Origin of the sequence: Marmoricola sp. URHB0036 (assembly GCF_000426045.1) — a bacterium.
Lineage (GTDB): Bacteria > Actinomycetota > Actinomycetes > Propionibacteriales > Nocardioidaceae > Marmoricola.
Map to the genome: position 1 here is coordinate 13980 of NZ_AUEP01000008.1, position 22998 is coordinate 36977.

A 22998-nucleotide genomic window follows, 5' to 3' on the forward strand; every position below is an offset into this window, starting at 1 on the left:
GCCGTCGATGACCGTGAGCGAGGCCGAGGGCCTCAGTGACCTCATCGCCTCGCGGGTGCGGGACATCGCCGACTTCCCGAAGCCGGGGGTGACCTTCAAGGACATCACCCCGATCCTCGACGACCACGTGGCCTTCACCCTGGTCGTCGACGCCCTGGCCCGGGCCGGTCGGGACGCCGACGGCGAGGTCGTGGTCGACAAGGTCGTCGGCATGGAGGCACGCGGCTTCATCCTGGCCGCGCCGGTGGCGCTGTCGCTGGGCGTCGGCTTCGTGCCGGTCCGCAAGCCCGGCAAGCTGCCGTGGAAGACCCGCGCGGTGAGCTATGACCTCGAGTACGGCAGCGAGACCCTCGAGATGCATCTCGACGCCCTCGACGAGGGCGACCGCGTCCTGGTCATCGACGACGTGCTGGCGACCGGCGGGACCGCGCGTGCGACCGCCGACCTCGTCGAGCAGGGGGGCGGCACCGTGCACGCCCTGGCCATGCTCCTGGAGCTGAGCTTCCTCTCCGGCCGCGAGGCGATCGGCGACCTGCCGCTGACCGTGCTGCACACGGTCTGACCGTCGACGCCCCGACCCCCTTCCCGTCGCAACTAGACTTGCCACCTGAGCTCGAGGGAAGGGACGGATGGCCGAAGACCGGGTGGTGACGGACCCCGCCACTGAGGGGACCGAGAGCGCTGCGCCGCAGGAGCGATCCTCGCTCACCGGCCGCGGCGTGCGCGCGCGCCTTGCCCGGATCGGCACCCGGAGCTCCGTCGGCAACCCGGTGCTGGAGCCACTGTTCCGCACCGTCCGGGCCAACCACCCGAAGGCCGACCTGGCCCTGCTCGAGCGCGCCTACGACACCGCCGAGAAGTACCACCACGGCCAGACCCGCAAGAGCGGCGACCCCTACATCACGCACCCGCTCGCGGTGACCACGATCCTGGCCGACATCGGCATGACCGAGCCGACCCTCGTGGCGGCCTTGCTGCACGACACCGTCGAGGACACGGCGTACACCCTCGACCAGCTGCGCTCCGACTTCGGTGACGAGGTCGCGCTGCTGGTCGACGGCGTGACGAAGCTCGACAAGGTCAAGTACGGCGACTCCGCGCAGGCCGAGACCATCCGCAAGATGATCGTCGCGATGAGCAAGGACATCCGCGTCCTGGTCATCAAGCTCGCCGACCGGCTGCACAACATGCGCACCCTGCGCTACGTCAAGCAGGAGACGCAGGAACGCAAGTCGCGCGAGACCCTCGAGATCTACGCGCCGCTGGCCCACCGGCTGGGCATGAACACCCTGAAGTGGGAGCTCGAGGACCTCGCCTTCGCGACGATGCACCCGAAGATCTACGACGAGATCGTCCGGCTCGTCGCCGAGCGGGCGCCGTCGCGCGACCAGTTCCTGGCCGAGGTCATCACCCAGGTGGAGAAGGACCTGCGCAGCTCCAAGATCAACGCGCGGGTGACCGGGCGACCGAAGCACTACTACTCGATCTACCAGAAGATGATCCACGGCGGCCGCGAGTTCTCCGACATCTACGACCTCGTCGGCATTCGCATCCTCGTCGACAGCGACCCCGAGTGCTACGGCGTGCTCGGCGTACTGCACAACCGGTGGAACCCGCTTCCCGGCCGGTTCAAGGACTACGTCGCGATGCCGAAGTTCAACATGTACCAGTCGCTGCACACCACCGTGATCGGCCCGTCCGGCAAGCCGGTCGAGATGCAGATCCGGACCATCGGCATGCACCGTCGCGCGGAGTACGGCGTCGCCGCCCACTGGAAGTACAAGGAGGACGTGCGCGCCGGCACCGAGGGCAAGGCACCCGACGCGAGCGAGTCCGACATGCAGTGGCTGCGGCAGCTGCTCGACTGGCAGCACGAGGTCGACGACCCGGGGGAGTTCCTGGACTCGCTGCGCTTCGAGATCAACAGCGCCGAGGTGTTCGTGTTCACGCCGCGTGGCGACGTGATCGGCCTGCCCAACGGCTCGACGCCGGTCGACTTCGCCTACGCCATCCACACCGAGGTCGGCCACCACACCATCGGCGCCCGGGTCAACGGCCGGTTGGTGCCGTTGGAGTCCGGCCTCGAGCACGGCGACGTGGTCGAGGTGTTCACCTCCAAGTCCCCGAACGCCGGGCCGTCCCGCGACTGGCTGCAGTTCGTCAAGTCACCACGAGCCCGCAGCAAGATCCGCCACTGGTTCACCAAGGAGCGGCGTGAGGAGGCCATCGAGCAGGGCAAGGAGCAGATCGGCCGCCTCCTTCGCAAGGAGGGCCTGCCGCTCAAGCGGGTGATGACCCACGAGTCGCTCACCCAGGTCGCCAACGAGCTGCGGGTCGCCGATGTGTCAGCCCTGTACGCCGCGGTCGGCGAGGGCAACCTGGGAGCCCAGACCGTCGTACGCAAGGTCATCGAGGTGTCCGGTGGCGACGCGGGAGCAGCGGAGGACCTCGCCGAGGCCGTCACCATCACCCGTCCGCGCCGCCGGAGCTCCGCCGGTCACGACTCGGGTGTGGTGGTGAAGGGTGCGACCGACGTACTCGTGAAGCTGGCGCGATGTTGCACCCCCGTCCCCGGCGACGAGATCCTCGGCTTCGTCACCCGCGGCGACGGCATCTCGGTGCACCGCCGCGACTGCACCAACGCCACCCAGCTGCTCAGCCAACCCGAACGACTCGCCGACGTCGAGTGGGCTCCGACCTCGCAGTCGACCTTCCTGGTGCAGATCATGGTCGAGGCCCTCGACCGGGCCCGGCTGCTCTCCGACATCACCATGGCCCTCTCGGACCAGCACGTGAACATCCTCTCCGCCAGCCTGACCACCAACCGCGACCGCGTGGCCAAGAGCCGCTTCGCCTTCGAGATGGGCGACCCCAAGCACCTCGGCGCCATCCTCAAGACCGTCCGTCAGGTGGACGGAGTCTTCGACGCCTACCGGGTCACCCACTAGGCAGCTTGGCGGTTTGGCCGGGCGACTGGCCAACCTTCGAGTGGAGGGGTGAAATTTCACCCTTCCAGTGACAGTTCGGCCGGGCGCCCGGCCAAACCGCGGCCCTCACGAGAAGTCTGAGGCTGCCTTTCTCGCCATCTCGAGGAACTGCTGGCGCGAGGCGAGGTTCTCCTCGAGCTCCCTGATCTTGCGGTCGTCGCCCGAGGCGCGAGCCTTGTCGAGGTTGGTCTCGATGTCGGAGATGGCGCGCTCGAGCTGGCCGAGCATGTCGTCTGCGCGGGCGGACTTCTCGGGGTCGCTGCGACGCCACTTGTCGTCCTCGACCGAGCGGATGGCCTGCTCGACCTTCCGGATGCGGCCCTCCAGGGTCTTCATCTGGTCGCGGGGGACCTTGCCGGCGGCGTCCCACCGGTCGGCGATGTCGCGGAAGGCGCGCTTGGCGGCCTCGAGGTCGGAGACCGGCAGCAGCTTCTCGGCCTCGACGAGCAGCTCCTTCTTCTTCTCGGCGTTGGCCTCGAACTCGCGGTCCTGCTCGGCGTTGGCGGCGTCGCGGGCTCCGAAGAAGGTGTCCTGGGCGGCGCGGAAACGCTGCCAGAGGTCTTCTTCGACCTCGCGCGGCGCCGCACCGGCGGCTTTCCAGTCCGACATCAGGGCGCGGAACCGGCTCGACGTCGGACCCCAGTCGGTGGAGGTGCTCAGCTCCTCGGCCTCCTTGAGCAGCCGCTGCTTGACCACCCGCGCGCCCTCGCGCTTCTCACCGAGCTCGGCGAAGTGGGTCTTGCGACGGCGCGTGTACGACGTGCGCGCGCTCGAGAACCGGTGCCACAGCTCGTCGTCGCGCTTGCGTTCGAGACGGGGGAGTGCCTTCCACTCCTCGAGGAGGTCACGCAGCCGGTTGACCCCGTTGCGCCAGTCCTTGCCCTGCGAGATCTTCTCGGCCTCGGCGACGATCTCCTGCTTGCGGGTGTGCGCCTCCTCCAGCTTGCGGGCCCGGTCGGCCCGCCGCTGTCCACGCTGCAGTCCGATCAGCGGTCCGAGCGCGTCGAGGCGGGCACTGAGCCCGACGACGTCGCCGACCGCATTGGGCTCGACGAGCTGGGCGGCGACCTTCTTGATCGACTCCGTCGCCTCGTCGGGGGTGAGCGCCTCGGCCCGCACCCGCTGCTCGAGCAGCTGCACCTCGAAGGCCAGGGCGTCGAAGCGCCGGGTGAAGAACGCCAGCGCCTCCTCGGGAGTGCCCTCGGGGTACTGACCGACCGCGCGTTCGCCGTCGGCCGTGCGCACGTAGACGGTGCCGTCCGGGTCGACCCGGCCCCACTCGCTCGTCAGCCCCCCGACCTGTCCGCTGTCGCTGGCGGTCTGGCCCTGGCCGTTCCCGTCGGGGGAGTTGCCCTGCGCGGTCACGTTGCAGCACCTGCTTCTTCGTCGTCCCGGAGTCGTCCGGTGTTGAGGTTAGGCGCCCTCATCGTAGCCATGCCCGGTGCGTCCTTCGGGGACAGTAGGCTGGGTCCCGTTCCCATCACGGCCCCATCACGGCTGGACCCCCGACGCAGGAGACGAGACGGTGCTGATCGCAGGCTTCCCGGCCGGTCCGTGGGGCACCAACTGCTACGTCGCCGCCACCGGTCCGGGCACCGAGTGTGTGGTGATCGACCCGGGCAAGGACGCCGCCGAGGGAGTGGCCCGTGTCGTGCGTGAGCAGAAGCTGAAGCCGGTGGCCGTGCTGGTCACCCACGGCCACGTCGACCACATGTGGTGCGTCGCTCCGGTCGCCGGCACCTACGACGCCACGGCGTGGATCCACCCCGACGACCGGCACCTGCTCGCGAACCCGATGGCCGGCATGTCGGCGGAGACGACGGCGATGCTGCTCGGCGGGAAGTACGAGTTCGCCGAGCCCGACCGCGTCGAGGAGCTCACCGACGCCCAGACGCTCGAGCTGGCCGGCCTCGAGTTCGTCGTCGACCACACCCCCGGGCACACCGAGGGATCGGTCACCTTCCGCACGCCGTACGACGACCCGGAGATCGCCGAGGTGATGTTCTCCGGTGACCTGCTCTTCGCAGGCTCGATCGGGCGCACCGACCTCCCCGGCGGTGACCACCCGACGATGCTGCGCAGCCTGCGCGAGAAGGTGCTGACCCTGCGCGACGACATCGTGGTGCTCCCCGGTCACGGCGAGCAGACCAGCATCGGCCGCGAACGCGCGTCGAACCCCTACCTGCTCGACCTGATCGACGATCACCAGGGCACCAGCCCGGTCACTCGAGGTCTTTGAGATGGCCCGTCCCACCCCGCTGAGCGGGTTCCCCGAGCTGCTGCCCGCCCAGCGCCACGTCGAGCAGCAGGTGCTGGCCCGCCTGGCCGAGACCTTCGAGCTGCACGGGTTCGCCAACGTCGAGACCCGCGCGGTCGAGACGCTCGACCAGCTGCTCACCAAAGGCGAGACCTCCAAGGAGGTCTACGTGCTGCGCCGGCTCCAGGCCGAGGAGGGCGACGCCGGAATCGGCCTGCACTTCGACCTGACCGTGCCGTTCGCGCGCTACGTGCTGGAGAACGCCGGCAAGCTCGACTTCCCGTTCCGGCGCTACCAGATCCAGAAGGTGTGGCGCGGCGAGCGGCCACAGGAAGGCCGTTACCGCGAGTTCACCCAGGCCGACATCGACGTCATCGGGCGCGACAGCCTGGACTTCCACCACGACGTCGAGGTCGCGCGGGTGATGCTCGACGCCTTGCGTCGCCTCGACTTCCTTCCGGGCTTCACCCTGCAGGTCAACAACCGCAAGCTGATCCAGGGCTTCTACACCGGGCTCGGGGTGGGCGACACGGCCGCCGTGATGCGCGCCGTCGACAAGCTCGACAAGCTGCCGGAGGAGCGGGTCCACGCCCAGCTCGTCGAGGACGCCGGTCTCAGCACCGACCAGGCCGACAGCTGCCTGGCCCTCGCCCGGATCACCAGCCCCGACACCGGCTTCGTCGAGGAGGTCCGCGGGCTCGGCGTACGCCACGAGCTGCTGGACGAAGGACTGACCGAGCTGGCCGCCGTCCTCGAGGGCTGCGCCGCCCTGGTCACCGACCGCGTCGACATCGTCGCCGACCTGAAGATCGCGCGCGGTCTCGACTACTACACCGGCACCGTCTTCGAGACCCGACTGTCGGGCCATGAGTCCCTGGGCTCGATCTGCTCCGGGGGACGGTACGACGCCCTCGCCAGCGACGGGCGCACCACCTACCCCGGAGTCGGCATCTCGCTCGGCGTCAGCCGGGTGCTCGTCCCCCTGCTCGCCCAGGGAGTCGTCAGCGCCGACCGGTCGGTGCCGAGCGCCGTCCTGGTGGCGGTCGTCGACGAGGAGAGCCGGGCCACCAGCGACGGACTCGCCGAACAGCTGCGGCGCAACGGCGTACCGTCCGAGGTGGCCCCCACGGCCGCCAAGTTCGGCAAGCAAATCCGTTACGCCGAGCGCCGCGGAATCCCGTACGTTCTCTTTCCGGGCGCAGACGGGTCCGCCGAGATCAAGGACATCCGCAGCGGCGAGCAGGATCCGGTCGACGTCAGCACGTGGACGCCTCCCGTCGAGGATCTGCGGCCCCGCATCATCACCGATCTTCCCGAGGAGCAGCAGCAGTGATCCGCACCCATGACGCAGGCAGCCTGCGGTCCACCGACGTCGGCAGCGAGGTCACCCTCGCCGGCTGGGTGGCGCGCCGCCGCGACCACGGGGGCGTGGCCTTCATCGACCTCCGCGAGGCCAGTGGCGTCGTCCAGGTCGTCATCCGTGACGAGGCGGTCGCGCACAACCTGCGCAACGAGTACTGCCTGAAGGTGACCGGCGCCGTCTCGGGTCGACCCGAGGGCAACCAGAACCCCAGCCTGCCCACGGGCGAGGTCGAGGTGATCGCCTCCCGCGTGGAGGTGCTCAGCGAGGCCGCAGCGCTCCCGTTCCCGATCGACGACCACGTCGAAGTGGGGGAGGAGGCCCGCCTCAGGCACCGCTACCTCGACCTGCGGCGCAGTGGACCCAACGCCGCCCTCCGGCTGCGCAGCCGTGTCAACCGGGCCGCTCGTGACGTGCTCGACCAGCACCACTTCGTCGAGATCGAGACGCCGACGCTGACCCGGTCGACGCCCGAGGGTGCCCGCGACTTCCTGGTGCCGGCCCGGCTGCAGCCCGGCAGCTGGTACGCCCTCCCGCAGAGCCCACAGCTGTTCAAGCAGCTGCTGATGGTCGCCGGCATGGAGCGCTACTACCAGATCGCGCGCTGCTACCGGGACGAGGACTTCCGGGCCGACCGGCAGCCCGAGTTCACCCAGCTCGACGTCGAGATGAGCTTCGTCGAGCAGGACGACATCATCGCCCTGTCCGAGGAGATCCTCAGCGCGCTCTGGGCCCTGATCGGGTACGACGTACCGACCCCGCTGCCGCGCCTGACGTACGCCGAGGCGATGGCCCGGTTCGGCACCGACAAGCCCGACCTGCGGATGGGTCTGGAGCTGGTCGAGTGCACCGACTTCTTCAAGGACACGCCCTTCCGGGTCTTCCAGGCGCCGTACGTCGGAGCCGTGGTGATGCCCGGGGGAGCCAGCCAGCCGCGCAAGCAGCTCGACGCCTGGCAGGAGTGGGCCAAGCAGCGCGGGGCACGCGGACTGGCCTACCTCCTCGTCAAGGAGGACGGCGAGCTCACCGGTCCGGTCGCCAAGAACATCAGCGAGGAGGAGAAGGCCGGCATCGCCGCCCACGTCGGCGCCGAGCCCGGCGACTGCATCTTCTTCGCCGCCGGCCCCCCCAAGAGCAGCCGGGCACTGCTCGGGGCCGCCCGCCTCGAGATCGGCCGGCGCGGGGGCCTCATCGACGAGGATGCCTGGAGCTTCCTGTGGGTGGTCGACGCGCCGCTGTTCGAACCCGCCGCCGAGGCCACGGCCGCCGGTGACGTGGCGGTCGGCAGCGGTCAGTGGACGGCCGTGCACCACGCCTTCACCAGTCCCAAGGACCTCGAGAACTTCGACAAGGACCCCGGCACGGCCCTGGCCTGGGCCTACGACATCGTCTGCAACGGCAACGAGATCGGTGGCGGGTCGATCCGTATCCACCGGCGTGACGTCCAGGAGCGCGTCTTCGCGCTGATGGGGCTCGACGAGGCGGCCGCCCAGGAGAAGTTCGGCTTCCTGCTCGACGCCTTCGCCTTCGGCGCGCCGCCGCACGGCGGTATCGCCTTCGGCTGGGACCGCATCTGCGCCCTGCTGAGCCGCACCGACTCGATCCGCGAGGTGATCGCCTTCCCGAAGAGCGGCGGCGGCTTCGACCCGCTGACCTCGGCGCCGGCCCCCATCACGCTGGAGCAGCGCAAGGAGGCGGGCGTCGACGCCCGCCCCGAGCGGAAGCCCGACGCGTCCGAGGGCGGTTCCGACGGCGGATTTGCGGTGGAATAGTCGCGCTCTGGTAACAATCACGCTTCTTCCCGGTCTCGGGGCTTATCCCGGCCCACCCGTTATGCCTAGGGTCACCTAGTTCAGCCGGGTATCAGACCGGCTTTTCGCCGGTCCCGCGAACAGGAGCGGGCCGCACCGAGGAGGAAATACGTGAGAAGCAAGCGCATCTTCGCTCTGGGGGCGGTGGTCGCCACCCTGAGCCTGGCCGGCACCGCGTGCGCAGCCCCAGACTCCAACGACAACAGCAGCAGCAACCAGAAGACGTCGATCACTCTGGGATGGAACCAGCCGCTGTACTCGTTCAACGGCAACACGTCCAACGGAAACGCCACCGCGAACAACAACATCAAGACCGTGGTGAACGCAGCGTTCTCGTACGTCGACGCGGGCGGCACGCTGCAGCCCGACACCTCGTTCGGCAAGTACGAGAAGACCAGCGACAGCCCGCTGACCGTCAAGTACACGCTCAACAGCGACGACGAGTGGTCCGACGGCGTACCCGTGACCGCCGACGACATGCTGCTCCACTGGGCGGCCCTCGGCGGCAACCTGAACACCATCAACGCCGACCAGGTCAAGACCGACGACGCGACGGGCCTGCCCAAGAACACCAAGGGCAAGGTCTACTTCGACTCCTCCTCGATCGGCTTCAGCCTGGTCAAGCAGGTCCCCGAGATCGCCGACGACAACCACTCGATGACGCTGATCTACACCAAGCCGTTCGCCGACTGGCAGTACGACATGACCGACTTCATGCCCGCCCACGTGGTCGGCATGAAGGCGCTGGGCATCTCCGACCCCAAGGAAGCCGCTGCCGCGGTCACCAAGGCCATCCAGACCGACGACAAGGCCGCCCTGGTCAAGATCTCGTCGTTCTGGAACACCGGCTTCGACTTCACCAAGATGCCTTCGGACAAGGACGTGGCCGTCACCAACGGCGCCTACACCCTGAAGGACTTCAAGGAGAACCAGTACCTCACCCTGGCGAAGAACCCGAAGTACAAGGGTGACCACAAGGGCACGTTCGACACCATCACGGTCCGCTGGAACGAGGACCCGATGGCGCAGGTCCAGGCCCTGAAGAACGGTGAGATCGACATGTTCTCCCCGCAGGTCACGACCGACGTCGTCAAGGCGGCCGAACAGGTCAAGGACGTCTCGATCAAGAAGGGCGTCGAGGGCACCTTCGAGCACATGGACCTCGTCCAGAACAACAAGGGCCCGTTCGACCCGGCGGCGTACGGCGGTGACGCAGCCAAGGCGCTGCTCGTCCGCCAGGCCTTCCTGCACGGTGTGCCCCGCCAGGAGGTCGTCGACAAGCTGATCAAGCCGGTCAACGCCGACGCCGCGGTCCGCAACTCGTTCGTGAAGACCGAGGGCACCCCGGGGTACGACGAGATCGTCGCGGCCAACGGCTCTGCCGACTACGCCAAGGTCGACCCGGCCAAGTCGCTGGCCCTGCTCAAGCAGGCCGGCGTGAAGACCCCGGTCAACGTCCGCATGATGTACGCCAAGGACAACGTCCGTCGCGTCAACGAGTTCCAGCTCTACAAGCCGGCACTCAAGGCGGCCGGGTTCAACCTGATCGACCAGGGTTCGCCCGACTGGAGCGAGAAGCTGGGTGACGGCAGCTACGACGCCGTGTTCTTCGGCTGGCAGTCCACCTCGCCCGCAGTGAGCGCCGACCGCGAGACCTACGCGACCGGCACGATCAACAACCTGGTCGGCTACAGCAACAAGACCGTCGACGGCCTGTTCGACAAGCTGGTGCTGACCTCCGACCAGGGCGAGCAGGTCAAGATCCAGACGCAGATCGAGCAGGAGATGTTCAAGGACGCGATCGGTCTCCCGATCTTCCAGTTCCCGTCCGCCAACATCGCCAACTCGACCCGCATCTCGAACGTGGACCCCGCCATCCTGGCGCCGACCATGTTCTACGGGTTCTGGAAGTGGAAGGTGCCGTCGGCCAGCTAGTGCCGACTAGCGGGTAACCACTCCCGTGATGCACCCTCGTGGTGGGTGCCGTTCGCCGAGGCGGCGGCACCCACCACGTTTGCCCGGCACCCCCGACCAGACAGGTCTGTTGCTCCATGCTCGTGTTCTTCGTCAAACGACTGCTCATGTCGTTGGTCGTGGTCCTGATCTCCACCATCATCATGTACTTCCTGGTGGACCTCTCCATCGACCCACTCGCTGACCTGCGGCTCAGCACCGCACCGAACAAGGCCGAGCAGATCCAACGCCGGATCGCCCAGCTCAACCTCGACCAACCGGTGATCGAGCGCTACCTGTCCTGGCTCAAGGGAGCCAGTGGCTGCCTCTACGGCAGCTGCGACCTCGGCGAGAACTGGAAGACCCACCAGTCGACGACGTCCCTGCTGAGCGGCGCCGTCACGACCACGATCCAGCTCGTGGGAGCCGCCACGCTGATCGCGATCGTGCTCGGCGTGATGGTCGGCCTGATCAGCGCCCTGCGCCAGTACACCGGCTTCGACTACTCGATCACCTTCCTCAGCTTCCTGCTGTACTCCCTTCCCGTCTTCTGGGTGGCCGTCTTGGCCAAGGAGTTCCTGGCCATCGACTTCAACGACTTCCTCGGTTCTCCAGATCCACAGATAGCCGTGCCGACGATCGTGATAGCCGCGCTCGTCGTGGGGATCACCGTGTCCTCGGCCATCGCCGGCAAGATGGGGACCCGGTTGCGCAACTTCGCGATCGCCGCGGGTGTCGTCGCGATCCTGATCGCCTACCTCAACATCAGCGGCTTCTTCAAGGAGCCCGACCTCGGGATCGTGCTGATCATCCTGATCTCCGTCGGCTGGGCGTTCGTGATCACGATCCTCAGCACCGGGCTGCGCAACCGCAAGGCGCTCTACTCCGCCCTGTCGGTGGCGGCGCTGGGAGCGATCCTGTGGCTGCCCCTCCTGTACTTCTGGGCCTGGGCCAACGACGCCGGGATCCTCGGCTGGCCACTCGTGCTGGCGATGTTCGTCGTCGCCCTCGTGGTCAGCGCCGGCATCGGCCTCGCCTGGGGCGGTCCGGACCGGACTCGCTCGGCCCGCACCGCCGCGCTGACCGCCATCCCGGTGTCGGCGACGCTCTTCATGGACCGGTTGATGCAGAGCTGGGACAACTACCTGAACAACCAGCTGATCAAGGGCCGCCCGATCGCGACGCTCGGACGGCAGACACCCAACCTCGAGGGCGACTTCTGGATCCACACCCTCGACACCATGACCCACCTGGTGCTGCCGACCGCGACCCTGATCCTGATCTCGTTCGCGTCCTACACGCGCTACACCCGCGCCTCGACCCTCGAGGTGATGAACCAGGACTACATCCGCACGGCTCGTTCCAAGGGCCTCACCGAGCGCACCGTGATCATGCGGCACGCCTTCCGCAACGCACTGCTGCCGCTCGCGTCGATCGTCCCGATCGACATCATCACGCTGCTGGGTGGCGCGATCATCACCGAGACCGTCTTCGGCTGGTTCGGCATGGGCCGGCTCTTCGTGGACTCGTTGGCGAACAACCAGCAGGATCCGGTGATGGCCTACATCGTCATCGTCGGCGTCCTCGCGGTGATCGCCAACTTCGTCTCCGACCTGATCTACGCCGTGCTCGACCCACGGATCCGGGTCGCAGCATGACCCACACCCCAGCCCCAATGCCCGCTGTCCCGGGGGGAGAGGCCGCATGAGCACACCACTCGAGCCCACCGGCGGGATCGACACCGCCGAGACCATCGAGAACGCGATCGAGCTCAGGGAGGTCGAAGGCCTTTCTCAGGGCCAGATCGTCCGGCGGCGCTTCTTCCGGCACCGCGGCGCGATCATCGGACTGGTCGTCCTCGCCCTCGTCGCGATCCTCGCCTACACCTCCATCGGGGCCTTCGGGATTCCCGGGTGGTGGAAGTGGGACTACTTCACGCCGAACGACGTGCAGAACAGTGGTACGCCCACGCTGAGCATGCCCGTGTGGCTCGGGGGGAACGGGTTCGCCATCGGGGACCACCCGTTCGGCCAGGACGAGATCGGCCGCGACATCTTCGCGCGCGTCATGAAGGGCACCCAGACCTCCCTCGACGTGATGGTCGTGATCAGCCTGCTGGCCGCCGTCATCGGCATGGTGATCGGCGCGGTCGCGGGCTACTTCCGTGGCGGCATCGACCAGTTCCTGATGCGCTTCACCGACCTGTTCATCACCTTCCCGGTCATCGTCATCGGCGCGGTGCTCGGCAAGTTCGCCGGTCAGGCCGGAGCCTTCTGGCTGGCGGTGGCACTGGGCGCCATCAGCTGGACGACGCTCGCGCGACTGGTGCGTGGCGAGTTCCTGACCCTGCGCGAACGTGAGTTCGTGGACGCGGCGAAGGTGGCCGGTGCGAGCAGCACCCGCATCATCCGCAAGCACATGATCCCCAACGCCATGGGCGTGATCATCGTCAACACCACGCTGCTCGCCTCACAGGCGGTGCTGCTCGAGACGGCGTTGTCCTACCTCGGCTTCGGCATCAAGTCGCCGGACGTGTCGCTCGGCACGATGATCTCGGAGTACCAGTCCGCGTTCTCCACCCGCCCGTGGCTGTTCTGGTGGCCCGGACTGTTCATCATCCTGATCGCGCTGTCGGTCAACTTCATCGGCGACGGTCTGCGCGACGCCTTCGACCCGCGGCAGAAGCGGGTCCCCTCGGAGCGCAAGATGAACCGCGCCGCCCGCGCGGGCGCGACCACCGAGCCGGAGCAGGCGACCTCGTGATACTGGTCGCGCACACCGGCTCAGGTCAGCAGCGGAAGCACCACCGTGGCCACGGCGAGCAGCACCAGGGCGGCGATGATCGGGCCGTGCCAGGCCGTCCGCAGGCGGGGCCCCTCGAGGCGTCGCTCGTCGAGGTAGCCCGCGGCACGCAGCTCCGCGAGACGGGCCTCCACGAGCGCTGCCGCCTCGCTCTGCTCCACGCGAGCGCGCTGCCGGCCACCGGGGGCGCTGGCGGCCCACGCCGTCACCGAGCCGTACGCCGTGACCAGTCTCAACCCGTAGCGACCCTCCACGGACTCGATGGCGGGCCACGGGACGTGCACGGTGCGCAACGTGTTGCGCACGACGACCTCGCCGTCGGAGACCTCGACGTACGGCATCCAGAACGCCGCCCAGCCGAGCAGGCCCATGGCCAGCAGCGGGGCGCCGTAGTCCAGCACCACGTCGAGACCGTCGACGACGGCGGACACCAGGCCGACCAGGGCCACCGCCACCGTCGCGACGGCCAGCGCCCGGGCGCTGCGCGACCTGAGCAGCACGGTCGTCCCCATGGCGACACCCTGACAGATGCCCTGACAGATGCCCTGCGAGGTGCCGTGCGTGCCTCGACCGGACCGAAAGGCCACTCGTGAGCACACTGACTCCTGACGGTTCCCAGGATCCCCGGCAGCCGGTCGTCCCCGAGGACGACGGCCCCATCCTCGAGGTCGAGAACCTCAACGTCTCGTTCTTCGTCGACGGTGAGTGGTTCCCGGCAGCCATCGACGTGAGCTACCACGTGGACGCGGGCGAGGTGCTCGCGATCGTGGGTGAGTCCGGCTCCGGCAAGACCCAGTCCTCGATGTCGCTGCTCGGGCTGCTCCCCGTCAACGGCCGCTCCACCGGCAGCGCCAAGCTGAAGGGCAAGGAGCTCGTGGGCCTGAAGGGCGCAGCCCTGCGACGGGTGCGCGGCCGTGAGATCGCGGTCATCTTCCAGGAGCCGATGACGGCGATGAACCCCGTCTACACGATCGGCTTCCAGATCGTCGAGACGATCCGGTCGCACTTCGACATGTCACCCAAGGACGCCCGGGCGCGCGCCATCGAGCTGCTGACGATGGTGGAGATCCCCGAGCCGGAGCGCCGGTTCGACGCGTTCCCCCACCAGCTCTCCGGCGGCCAGCGGCAGCGAGCGATGATCGCGCAGGCGCTGGCCTGCGAGCCCCAGCTGCTCGTGGCGGACGAGCCGACCACGGCGCTCGACGTGACGGTGCAGGGCGAGATCCTCAAGCTGATGCGCGACCTGCGGGAGCGGGTCAACGCCGGTGTCGTCCTGATCACCCACGACATGGGCGTGGTGGCGGACATGGCCGACCGGATCGTGGTGATGCAGCACGGCCGCATCGTCGAGTCCGGCACGGCCGACCAGATCTTCAACCACGCCCAGCACCCCTACACCCAGCAGCTGCTCGAGTCGGTCCCGCACTTCGGCACGGCCAGCGTGGCCGAGGGCGAGGAGCGTACGGCGCGAGACCGGGCCGCCCTGGAGGCCGAGACCCGGGCGCCGATCCTGGTGGCCGAGAACCTCGTCCTCGAGTACCCCAAGCGCGGCAACCAGCCGGTGTTCCGCGCCGTGGACGACGTGTCCCTGAGGATCGGTCGCGGCGAGGTGGTCGGGCTCGTGGGCGAGTCCGGCTCCGGCAAGACCACGATCGGCCGTGCCGCCATGGGACTGCTGCCCGTGGCCGGTGGCACCCTCGAGGTCGCCGGCGTACAGATGCAGACGGCCAAGCCCAAGGACCTGCGTCCACTGCGCGACCGCGTGGGCATCGTCTTCCAGGACCCGGGGTCCTCGCTGAACCCGCGCCTGCCGATCGGTGAGTCGATCGGTGAGCCGCTGTACCTGCACCGCAAGATGCGCGGCAAGGAGCTCAGCACCGAGATCGAGAAGCTGCTCGACAGCGTCCACCTGCAGCGCGGCTTCCGCAACCGCTACCCGCACGAGCTGTCCGGTGGTCAGCGTCAGCGCGTCGGCATCGCCCGCGCCCTGGCCCTCCAGCCTGACCTGCTCGTCGCCGACGAGCCGACGTCCGCGCTCGACGTGTCGGTGCAGGCCAAGGTCCTCGACCTGTTCCAGGAGCTGCAGCGCGAGCAGGGGTTCGCCTGCCTGTTCATCAGCCACGACCTCGGGGTGGTGGAGATCCTCGCGTCCCGGATCGCGGTGATGTACATGGGCAAGATCGTGGAGCTGGGCGACACCGACAGCATCGTCCACCGTCCGCAGCACGAGTACACCCAGCGCCTCGTCTCCGCCGTACCGGTGCCCGACCCGGCCGAGCAGCGCCGCCGCCGCGAGGCGCGGGACGCCCTGATCGCGCAGGCCGGGGTCTCCTAGGCCGTACGGCGTGGGCGGTCTCGACTGATCTTTGGTCTCGACTGATCGCTGGTCTCGACTGATCGCTCGCTGGCGCTCGCTGCTCGACCCAAGCGCTTCGCTCGCTGCTCGACCACCTTCGGTAGGTAGGCTCGCGTCGATGGACGGCCTCTTCGCCTACGAGGGTCCCGAGCCGACCCGAGAGGGTCCCTCCGGGGGCTCGCTCGCGGGCAACACCCATGACTCGGCACCGCTGGCGGTGCGGATGCGGCCGCGCGACCTCGACGAGCTCGTCGGGCAGCAGCACCTGCTGACGCCGGGGTCGCCGCTGAGGCGGCTGGTCGAGGGCGACCAGCCGATGTCGCTGCTGCTGTGGGGACCGCCGGGCACCGGCAAGACCACGATCGCCTCGATCGTGTCCGGACGGACCAACCGCGTCTTCGTCGAGGTCTCGGCCGTCGCGGCCGGGGTCAAGGAGGTCCGGGAGGCCATCAGCTCGGCGCGCAACCGGCTGGCTTCGCGTGGGCAGGAGACGGTCCTGTTCGTCGACGAGGTGCACCGGTTCACCAAGGCCCAGCAGGACGCCCTGCTCCCGGGTGTGGAGAACCGGTGGGTCACGCTCGTGGCCGCCACCACGGAGAACCCGTTCTTCTCGGTGATCTCGCCGTTGCTGTCGCGCTCGCTGCTGCTCACCCTCGAGCCGCTGACCGATGACGACGTACGCGGCGTCGTGGAGCGTGCCGTCACCGACCCACGCGGGCTCGACGGACAGGTCACCCTCGAGCCGGATGCACTCGACCACCTGGTGCGCCTGGCCGGGGGAGACGCACGACGGTCGCTGACCTACCTGGAGGCTGCGGCAGGTGCCGCGCTGTCCCAGGGCCTGACCAAGGTCGATGTCGAGACGACCGAGAAGGCCGTGGACCGCGCGGCGGTGCGCTACGACCGGCAGGGCGACCAGCACTACGACGTGACCAGTGCCTTCATCAAGTCGATCCGGGGCTCGGACGCCGACGCGGCGGTCCACTACCTGGCGCGGATGGTCGAGGCGGGGGAGGACCCGCGGTTCATCGCCCGCCGGCTGGTGATCCTGGCCAGCGAGGACATCGGCCTGGCCGACCCGACAGCGTTGACCACGGCCGTGGCTGCGGCCCAGGCGGTGCAGCTCATCGGCATGCCCGAGGCGCGCCTCAACCTCGCCCAGGCAGTGATCGCCCTGTCGCTGGCGCCGAAGTCCAACTCCGTGATCAAGGCGATCGACGCCGCGAGCGCTGACGTCCGCAGCGGCAAGATCGGTCTGGTGCCGGCGCACCTGCGCGACGCCCACTACGGCGGGTCGAAGAAGATCGGCCACGGCGAGGGCTACCAATACTCCCACGACGCCCCCTACGGCATCGCCGAGCAGCAGTACGCGCCCGATGTGGTGCTGGCCGCCGAGTACTACCAGCCCACCAGTCTCGGCGCGGAGAGCGGCCTGAAGGAGCGCTGGGAGCGGATCCGCCGGTTGATTCGGGGCAGGTAGGGTCGGGCCCCATGGGAACGCCCGTCCTCATCGGCTGCATCGCGGTCGTGCTGCTCGTCCTCCTCGGACTGCTCGCCCTCGTGCTGCGCAGTCGGGCCGAGTCACGTCGCCAGCTCGCTGCTGCCCTTGCCGAGACCGCCGCGCTGAGCCGGCGTCTCGACGAGCTGTCCGAGCAGCTCGACCGGGCGGTCGATCGCGACCGAGCGCAGGCGGTGGACTCGGCGTACGTCATCACCGATGCCGGTGAGCCGCGCCCGGAGGCCAACGTGCCCGACCGGCTGGTGCTCACCGCCACGGTCGGCGAGCCGCTCGTGAAGGTCGTCTCCTTCGGTCACGGCGTGCGCCGCGCGCTCTCGGCCGAGTCGCGCAACCGGATCTGGTTCGAGGTACGCCGCGAGGTGCGCCGGGCCAGGAAGCAACGCCGTCGTGAGATGAAGGAAGCCTGGCGCCGGATGCAGGCCGAGGAGCGATCCGCCGCATGAACCGCTCGTTCTGGTTCGTCGCCGGAGCGGGTGCAGGCGTCTACCTGGTCGTCAAGGCACGCCGCGCCGCTGAGACGTTCACCCCCGAGGGACTCCGCGACCGGCTCGCCGGGCTCTCCGTGGGCGCGCACCTCTTCGCCGACGAGGTGCGCGTCGGCATGACCGAGAAGGAAACCGAGTTGCGTGACCGCCTCGGGCTGGCGCTAGATGGGCCACCTGCACTCGAGGAACGAGCTTCGGCAGGATCCAGTGGTTTCGAGACGCTCGCTGGCGCTCGCTCCTCGACCACCGAGGTCGAGGCTCGCTCCTCAACCACCGAGACTCAGGAGTCGGACTGATGGACACCGCCGAGATCCGCCGCCGCTTCATCGCGCACTTCGAGGCGGCCGGTCACCAGGCAGTGCCCTCCGCGTCGCTGCTGGTGCCCGACCCGACGCTGCTGTTCGTCAACGCGGGCATGGTGCCGTTCAAGCCCTACTTCCTGGGCCAGGAGACGCCGCCGTACAGCCGCGCCACCAGCGTGCAGAAGTGCGTGCGCACCCCCGACATCGAGGACGTGGGCAAGACCACGCGGCACGGCACCTTCTTCGAGATGTGCGGCAACTTCAGCTTCGGCGACTACTTCAAGGAAGGCGCGATCGAGTACGCCTGGGACCTGGTCACGAAGTCGCAGGCCGACGGAGGCTGGGGGCTGGAGGAGAGCCGGCTGTGGCCCTCGGTGCTGCACGGCGACGACGAGGCGCTGGCGCTCTGGATGAAGGTGACCGGGCTCCCGCAGCACCGGATCGTCCGGCTCGGCCCCAAGGAGAACTACTGGTCGATGGGCGTGCCCGGTCCCGGCGGCCCGTGCTCGGAGATCCTCTACGACCGCGGTCCGCAGTACGGGCCCGAGGCGGACTGGGAGTCCATGGGCACCGCCATGGACCCGGCGCTCGAGGACCGCTACCTCGAGATCTGGAACCTCGTCTTCATGCAGGACGAGCTCAGCGCCGTACGCTCCAAGTCCGACTTCGACATCGTCGGCTCCCTGCCCAAGCGCAACATCGACACGGGCATGGGCCTCGAGCGGGTCGCGTTCCTGCTGCAGGGCGTCGAGAACATGTACGAGATCGACGTGATGTTCCCGGTGATCGCCAAGGCAGAGGAGCTCACCGGCAAGCGGTACGGCGCGGACCACGAGGCGGATGTGCGCTTCCGCGTGGTGGCCGACCACATCCGTTCCTCGATGATGCTCATCGGCGACGGCGTCACGCCGGGCAACGAGGGCCGTGGCTACGTGCTGCGCCGCCTGCTGCGTCGTGCCGTGCGCTCGATGCGGTTGCTCGGCTACGAGGACCCCGCGCTCCCGGAGCTGTTCCCGGTCAGCCGCGACAAGATGGCCGAGACCTACACCGAGCTGCATCGCGACTGGGACCGCATCTCGACGGTGGCGTTCGCCGAGGAGCACGCCTTCCGGCAGACGCTGCGCACCGGCACCACGATCTTCGACACCGCGGCCACCGAGGTGCGCTCCGGCGGCGGCACCGTGCTCTCGGGTGACAAGGCGTTCGCGCTGCACGACACCTACGGCTTCCCGATCGACCTCACCCTCGAGATGGCGGCCGAGAAGGGACTCTCGGTCGACGAGGAGGGCTTCCGCCGGCTGATGGGGGAGCAGCGGGAGCGGGCGCGGGCCGACGCGCGGGCCAAGAAGGGCCAGCAGGGCGCCGGCAGTGCCTACCGCGACATCGCCGACTCGATCGGCCACAAGGTCGAGTTCACCGGCTATACCGACGTCGTCAGCGAGGGCTCCGTCCGCGGCATCGTCAGCGACGGCACGGCCGTGGAGTCCGCCGGCGAGGGCGCCGAGGTCGAGCTGGTGCTGGACCGCACCCCGTTCTACGCCGAGGGCGGAGGCCAGCTCGCCGACCAGGGCGTCATCGAGCTCGACAACGGAGCCCGCATCGAGGTCTACGACGTCCAGTCGCCGATCAGCGGCCTGATCGTGCACAAGGCGAAGGTGGTCAACGGCGAGGTCTCGCTCGGCGGCCACGCCCAGTCGCTCGTCGACATCGAGCGACGGGCGTCGATCAGCCGGTCGCACACGGCGACCCACATGGTGCACAAGGCGTTCCGCGAGGCGCTGGGCGAGACCGCCACCCAGGCGGGCTCGGAGAACTCGCCGGGGCGGTTCCGCTTCGACTTCTCGGCCTCGGGGGCGGTTCCCGAGTCGGCGATGATCGACGTCGAGGCGCGGGTGAACGACCTCGTGATGGCCGACCTCGGCGTGCACGCCGAGATCATGACCCAGGAGGAAGCCGTCCGCTCGGGGGCGATGGCGCTCTTCGGGGAGAAGTACGGCGACCAGGTGCGGGTGGTCTCCGTCGGCGACTGGGCCCGTGAGCTCTGTGGCGGCACCCACGCCCACCGCTCCGGCCAGCTCGGAGTGGTCAAGCTGCTGGGCGAGAGCTCGATCGGTTCCGGCGTACGACGGGTCGAGGCGCTGGTGGGTGGTGACGCCTATCGCTTCCTGGCCCGTGAGCACGTGCTCGTCGCGCAGCTCAGCGAGGCGCTCAAGGTGCGCCCCGAGCAGCTCCCCGAGCGCGTCAACGACATCGTCGACCGTCTCCGCACCGCGGAGAAGGAGATCGAGCAGGTGCGGCTCCAGCAGCTGCTCGCCTCCGCCGGCCGGCTGGTGGACCAGGCCGAGGACCTCGGCGAGGTCTCCTTCGTCGGCCACCACGCCGAGGCGGCGAACGGCGGCGACGCGCGCACCCTGGCGCTCGACGTGCGTGGCCGGATGCCGGCGGACCGGCCCGGCGTGGCGGCGATCATCGGGTCCGCGAGCGGCAAGCCCTCTGTCGTGGTCGCGGTCAACGACGCCGCCCGGGCGCGCGGCGACTCCGCCAACACGCTGGTGCGCGCGGCCTCCGAGGTGCTCGGTGGCAAGGGCGGCGGCAAGGACGACATCGCCCAGGGTGGCGGGAGCGACCCGGCCAGGGCCGCCGACGCCCTGGCCGCGATTCGTCGCGCCCTGCAGGGCTAGCCGGTGGCCGACCAGCTCACCGGCGTACGCCTCGGGGTGGACCCTGGCGACGCCCGGATCGGGGTCGCGAGCAGCGACCCCTCGGGCATCCTGGCCACCCCCGTCGAGACGGTGAGCCGCGGCCCGGGTGACCTCGACCGGTTGGCCGCACTGACCGAGGAGCTCGGCGCGGTGCGCATCTACGTCGGACTCCCGCGGTCATTGTCCGGAGGTGAGGGGCCGGCCGCGGGTAAGGTGCGGGAGTTCGCGCGTGAGCTGGCGGCCCGAGTCGGGCCGGTCCCGGTCAGGTTGTGTGACGAGCGCCTGAGCACCGTCACGGCGGAGAGCCAGCTGCGGAGCCAGGGACGCAAGGGCAAGAAGCGTCGGGCAGTGGTCGACCAGGCCGCCGCCGTCGTGATCTTGCAGGGAGCCCTCGAACGGGAACGGCAGACAGGCGCCTACGCCGGTGAGCCGGTCACGGTCGGGGACACGAGCGAGTAGGCGGACCAGCGTGCACGACGAGTACGAGGCAGAGGTCGACGAGGACGAGCACCTCGACTACCACGACGACGAGCCGGCCCCGCGCCGCCGCCGTGGCCGCGGCTGCCTGCCCGTGCTGCTCGTCCTGGTCGTGCTCGGCGCCGGCGCCTGGTTCGGCGGCCACTTCGTTTACGACGAGCTCAGCTCTCGCCTCGGCCCGGCCCCTGACTACGCCGGACCAGGCACGGGGACGGTGCTCTACCAGGTCAAGGAGGGCGACACCTCCGCCGACATCGGGCGCGACCTCAAGGCCAAGGGCGTGGTCAAGAGCGTCGATGCCTTCAACGACGCCGCGCGCTCCAACGACAAGTCCCGGAGCATCCAGGTCGGCTACTACCAGCTGAAGAAGCAGATGAAGGCCTCCGAGGCGCTCGACGTCCTCGTCAACCCGACCAACCTCATCCAGAGCCTGGTCGTCGTCCCCGAGGGCGCCCGGGTGCGCCAGATCGTGAAGGCGATCGTCGACAAGACCGACATCTCCAAGAAGGCTGTCACCGCCGCCCTGGCGAACCCCAAGGCCATCGGCCTGCCCGCAGTAGCCAACGGCAACCCCGAGGGCTACCTGTTCCCGGCGACCTACACGGTGCCGCCCAAGCAGACTGCGGTCGGCCTCCTCCGGCAGATGGTCGCCAAGGGCGTCGAGGTCGACGAGTCGCTGGACCTGGCGACCAAGGCCGAGGCCGTGGGACTGACCCCCGAGCAGGTGCTGACGGTCGCCAGCATCCTCGAGTACGAGGCGAACCACGCCCCGGACTACCCCAAGGTCGCGCGCGTCCTCTACAACCGGCTGGCCAAGGGCATGCCGCTCCAGCTCGACTCGACGGTGGCCTACGTCAGCCAGCGCTCGGGAGACGTGTGGACCACGGCCGCCGAACGGGCCAACACCTCGGCGTACAACACCTACGCCCACACCGGCCTGCCACCGGGCCCGATCGGGTCGCCGGGGGAGGAGACGATCAAGGCGGCGCTGGCTCCGGCGAAGGGTGACTGGCTCTACTTCGTGCCCGACTACGAGCACCACACCACGCACTTCTCGAAGACCTACGCCGAGCACCAGGTCTGGGTGGCGAAGCTCAAGGCCTTCTGCGCCAAGAGCGACGTGTGCTGAGGATGGGCTCTGCCCGGCGTTGCGCGGTGGTGGGCTCGCCGATCACCCACTCGCTGTCACCGGCCCTCCACCGGGCGGCGTACGCCGAGCTCGGCCTCGACTGGACCTACGACCACGTCGAGGTCGACTCCGCAGGTCTCGAGGAGTTCGTCAACGGCCTCGACGAGTCCTGGCGCGGCCTGTCCCTGACGATGCCGCTCAAGCGGACCGTCGTACCCCTCCTGGACAGCAGCGACGACTGGGTGCGGCTCTCCGGTGTCGCCAACACGCTCGTCCTCGACGAGGGGTCCCGACACGGCTTCAACACCGACATCCCGGGCGCGATCGCGGCGATGGACGAACGGCTGCCGGCCCCGGCCCGTTCGGCCATCGTCCTCGGCGGCGGAGCGACGGCCACCTCGGTGCTGCTGGCCCTCGCCGAGTCCGGGTGCACGTCGGCAACGGTGCTCGTCCGCGACCCTGCCCGGGCCGAGGAGACGATCGCGGTGGTGAGCTCGCACCCGCGGGCGCCGCAGCTGTCGGTCGGCACGATCGCCGATGCGACCACCCTCGACGCCGACCTCCTGGTGACGACGATCCCGGGCCAGGCCCAGACGCCCGCGCTGATCGCCCGCTGCTCCGAGGTGCCGGCCGTCTTCGAGGTGGTCTACGACCCCTGGCCGACACCGCTCGCGCGACGGGTGCTGGACGACGGCCGCCTCCTCGTCGCCGGGCTCGACCTGCTCGCCCACCAGGCGGTGGGCCAGGTGCTGCGGATGACCGGGAGGGCGGTGTCGGTCGATCTGCTCCGGCGGGCCGGCGCGGACGAGCTGACGCGCAGGGCTGTGCAGATCAGCGCTGAGCTCGGCAACTGATCGC

At 69.2% G+C, this 22998-nt stretch carries 18 protein-coding genes; 16 read left to right on the forward strand and 2 right to left on the reverse strand.

Translation table 11 applies throughout. The features are described 5' to 3' along the window. Positions 1-7: 7 nt before the first annotated feature. Together H976_RS0109615 and H976_RS0109620 are read left to right on the forward strand one after the other, a co-directional pair. On the forward strand, positions 8-562 hold the full coding sequence (locus tag H976_RS0109615) for an adenine phosphoribosyltransferase (RefSeq protein WP_036225699.1): 555 nt from the start codon (positions 8-10) through the stop codon (positions 560-562). A 67-nt stretch (positions 563-629) separates the two neighbouring features. Further along, on the forward strand, positions 630-2948 hold the full coding sequence (locus H976_RS0109620) for a bifunctional (p)ppGpp synthetase/guanosine-3',5'-bis(diphosphate) 3'-pyrophosphohydrolase (RefSeq protein ID WP_027861359.1): 2319 nt from the start codon (positions 630-632) through the stop codon (positions 2946-2948). A 105-nt stretch (positions 2949-3053) separates the two neighbouring features. Here the strand turns inward: H976_RS0109620 and H976_RS0109625 are convergent, their stop codons facing one another. Further along, a complete protein-coding gene (locus tag H976_RS0109625; protein WP_369759017.1) occupies positions 3054-4352 on the reverse strand; it encodes a DUF349 domain-containing protein in 1299 nt (432 codons plus the stop codon). A 160-nt stretch (positions 4353-4512) separates the two neighbouring features. Between H976_RS0109625 and H976_RS0109630 the strand changes: the two genes are divergently transcribed. From H976_RS0109630 to H976_RS25540, 6 genes are all read left to right on the forward strand, one after another. After that, the gene (locus tag H976_RS0109630) at positions 4513-5226 is read left to right on the forward strand and encodes an MBL fold metallo-hydrolase (protein WP_027861361.1); all 714 of its coding nucleotides are present in this window, start codon (positions 4513-4515) and stop codon (positions 5224-5226) included. A gap of 1 nt (position 5227) precedes the next feature. Next, a complete protein-coding gene (gene hisS / locus H976_RS0109635; RefSeq protein ID WP_027861362.1) occupies positions 5228-6577 on the forward strand; it encodes a histidine--tRNA ligase in 1350 nt (449 codons plus the stop codon). Further along, positions 6574-8376 carry an aspartate--tRNA ligase gene (gene aspS / locus H976_RS0109640; RefSeq protein WP_027861363.1) on the forward strand — a complete coding sequence of 601 codons (1803 nt, stop codon included), beginning with the start codon at positions 6574-6576 and terminating at the stop codon, positions 8374-8376. Before hisS ends, aspS begins: the two co-directional genes overlap by 4 nt. Before the next feature lie 150 nt (positions 8377-8526). Then, the gene (locus H976_RS0109645) at positions 8527-10350 is read left to right on the forward strand and encodes an ABC transporter family substrate-binding protein (protein ID WP_027861364.1); all 1824 of its coding nucleotides are present in this window, start codon (positions 8527-8529) and stop codon (positions 10348-10350) included. Positions 10351-10466: 116 nt separating this feature from the next. Next, the gene (locus H976_RS0109650) at positions 10467-12026 is read left to right on the forward strand and encodes an ABC transporter permease (RefSeq protein ID WP_027861365.1); all 1560 of its coding nucleotides are present in this window, start codon (positions 10467-10469) and stop codon (positions 12024-12026) included. Between the two features lie 46 nt (positions 12027-12072). Further along, the gene (locus tag H976_RS25540) at positions 12073-13131 is read left to right on the forward strand and encodes an ABC transporter permease (RefSeq protein WP_036225702.1); all 1059 of its coding nucleotides are present in this window, start codon (positions 12073-12075) and stop codon (positions 13129-13131) included. Between the two features lie 20 nt (positions 13132-13151). Here H976_RS25540 and H976_RS0109660 read toward each other — a convergent pair whose 3' ends face one another. Continuing rightward, on the reverse strand, positions 13152-13682 hold the full coding sequence (locus tag H976_RS0109660) for a PH domain-containing protein (protein ID WP_155918131.1): 531 nt from the start codon (positions 13680-13682) through the stop codon (positions 13152-13154). Positions 13683-13759: 77 nt separating this feature from the next. On the opposite strand from H976_RS0109660, the gene H976_RS0109665 reads away from it, so the two are divergent. The 8 genes from H976_RS0109665 to H976_RS25555 all read left to right on the forward strand — a co-directional run bounded on the left by H976_RS0109665 (position 13760) and on the right by H976_RS25555 (position 22994). After that, positions 13760-15505, forward strand: coding sequence for an ABC transporter ATP-binding protein (locus H976_RS0109665; RefSeq protein WP_196804028.1), 1746 nt, complete (start codon positions 13760-13762; stop codon positions 15503-15505). A gap of 139 nt (positions 15506-15644) precedes the next feature. Next, the gene (locus H976_RS0109670) at positions 15645-17006 is read left to right on the forward strand and encodes a replication-associated recombination protein A (RefSeq protein WP_027861368.1); all 1362 of its coding nucleotides are present in this window, start codon (positions 15645-15647) and stop codon (positions 17004-17006) included. A gap of 11 nt (positions 17007-17017) precedes the next feature. Continuing rightward, on the forward strand, positions 17018-17488 hold the full coding sequence (locus H976_RS28700; RefSeq protein ID WP_051276612.1) for a hypothetical protein: 471 nt from the start codon (positions 17018-17020) through the stop codon (positions 17486-17488). Continuing rightward, entirely contained in the window at positions 17485-17826 is a 342-nt protein-coding gene (locus H976_RS28705; RefSeq protein ID WP_051276614.1) for a DUF6167 family protein, read from the forward strand. Before H976_RS28700 ends, H976_RS28705 begins: the two co-directional genes overlap by 4 nt. Further along, positions 17826-20513: an alanine--tRNA ligase gene (gene alaS, locus H976_RS0109690; protein WP_027861370.1), complete on the forward strand. Its 2688-nt coding sequence runs from the start codon at positions 17826-17828 to the stop codon at positions 20511-20513. Before H976_RS28705 ends, alaS begins: the two co-directional genes overlap by 1 nt. Positions 20514-20516: 3 nt before the next feature. Beyond that, complete coding sequence (ruvX, locus tag H976_RS0109695) at positions 20517-20993, forward strand: Holliday junction resolvase RuvX (RefSeq protein ID WP_027861371.1); 477 nt, start codon at positions 20517-20519, stop codon at positions 20991-20993. Positions 20994-21003: 10 nt separating this feature from the next. After that, on the forward strand, positions 21004-22140 hold the full coding sequence (gene mltG, locus H976_RS0109700) for an endolytic transglycosylase MltG (RefSeq protein WP_027861372.1): 1137 nt from the start codon (positions 21004-21006) through the stop codon (positions 22138-22140). 2 nt (positions 22141-22142) lie between these two features. Next, positions 22143-22994 carry a shikimate dehydrogenase gene (locus tag H976_RS25555; protein WP_036225708.1) on the forward strand — a complete coding sequence of 284 codons (852 nt, stop codon included), beginning with the start codon at positions 22143-22145 and terminating at the stop codon, positions 22992-22994. Positions 22995-22998: the final 4 nt, after the last annotated feature.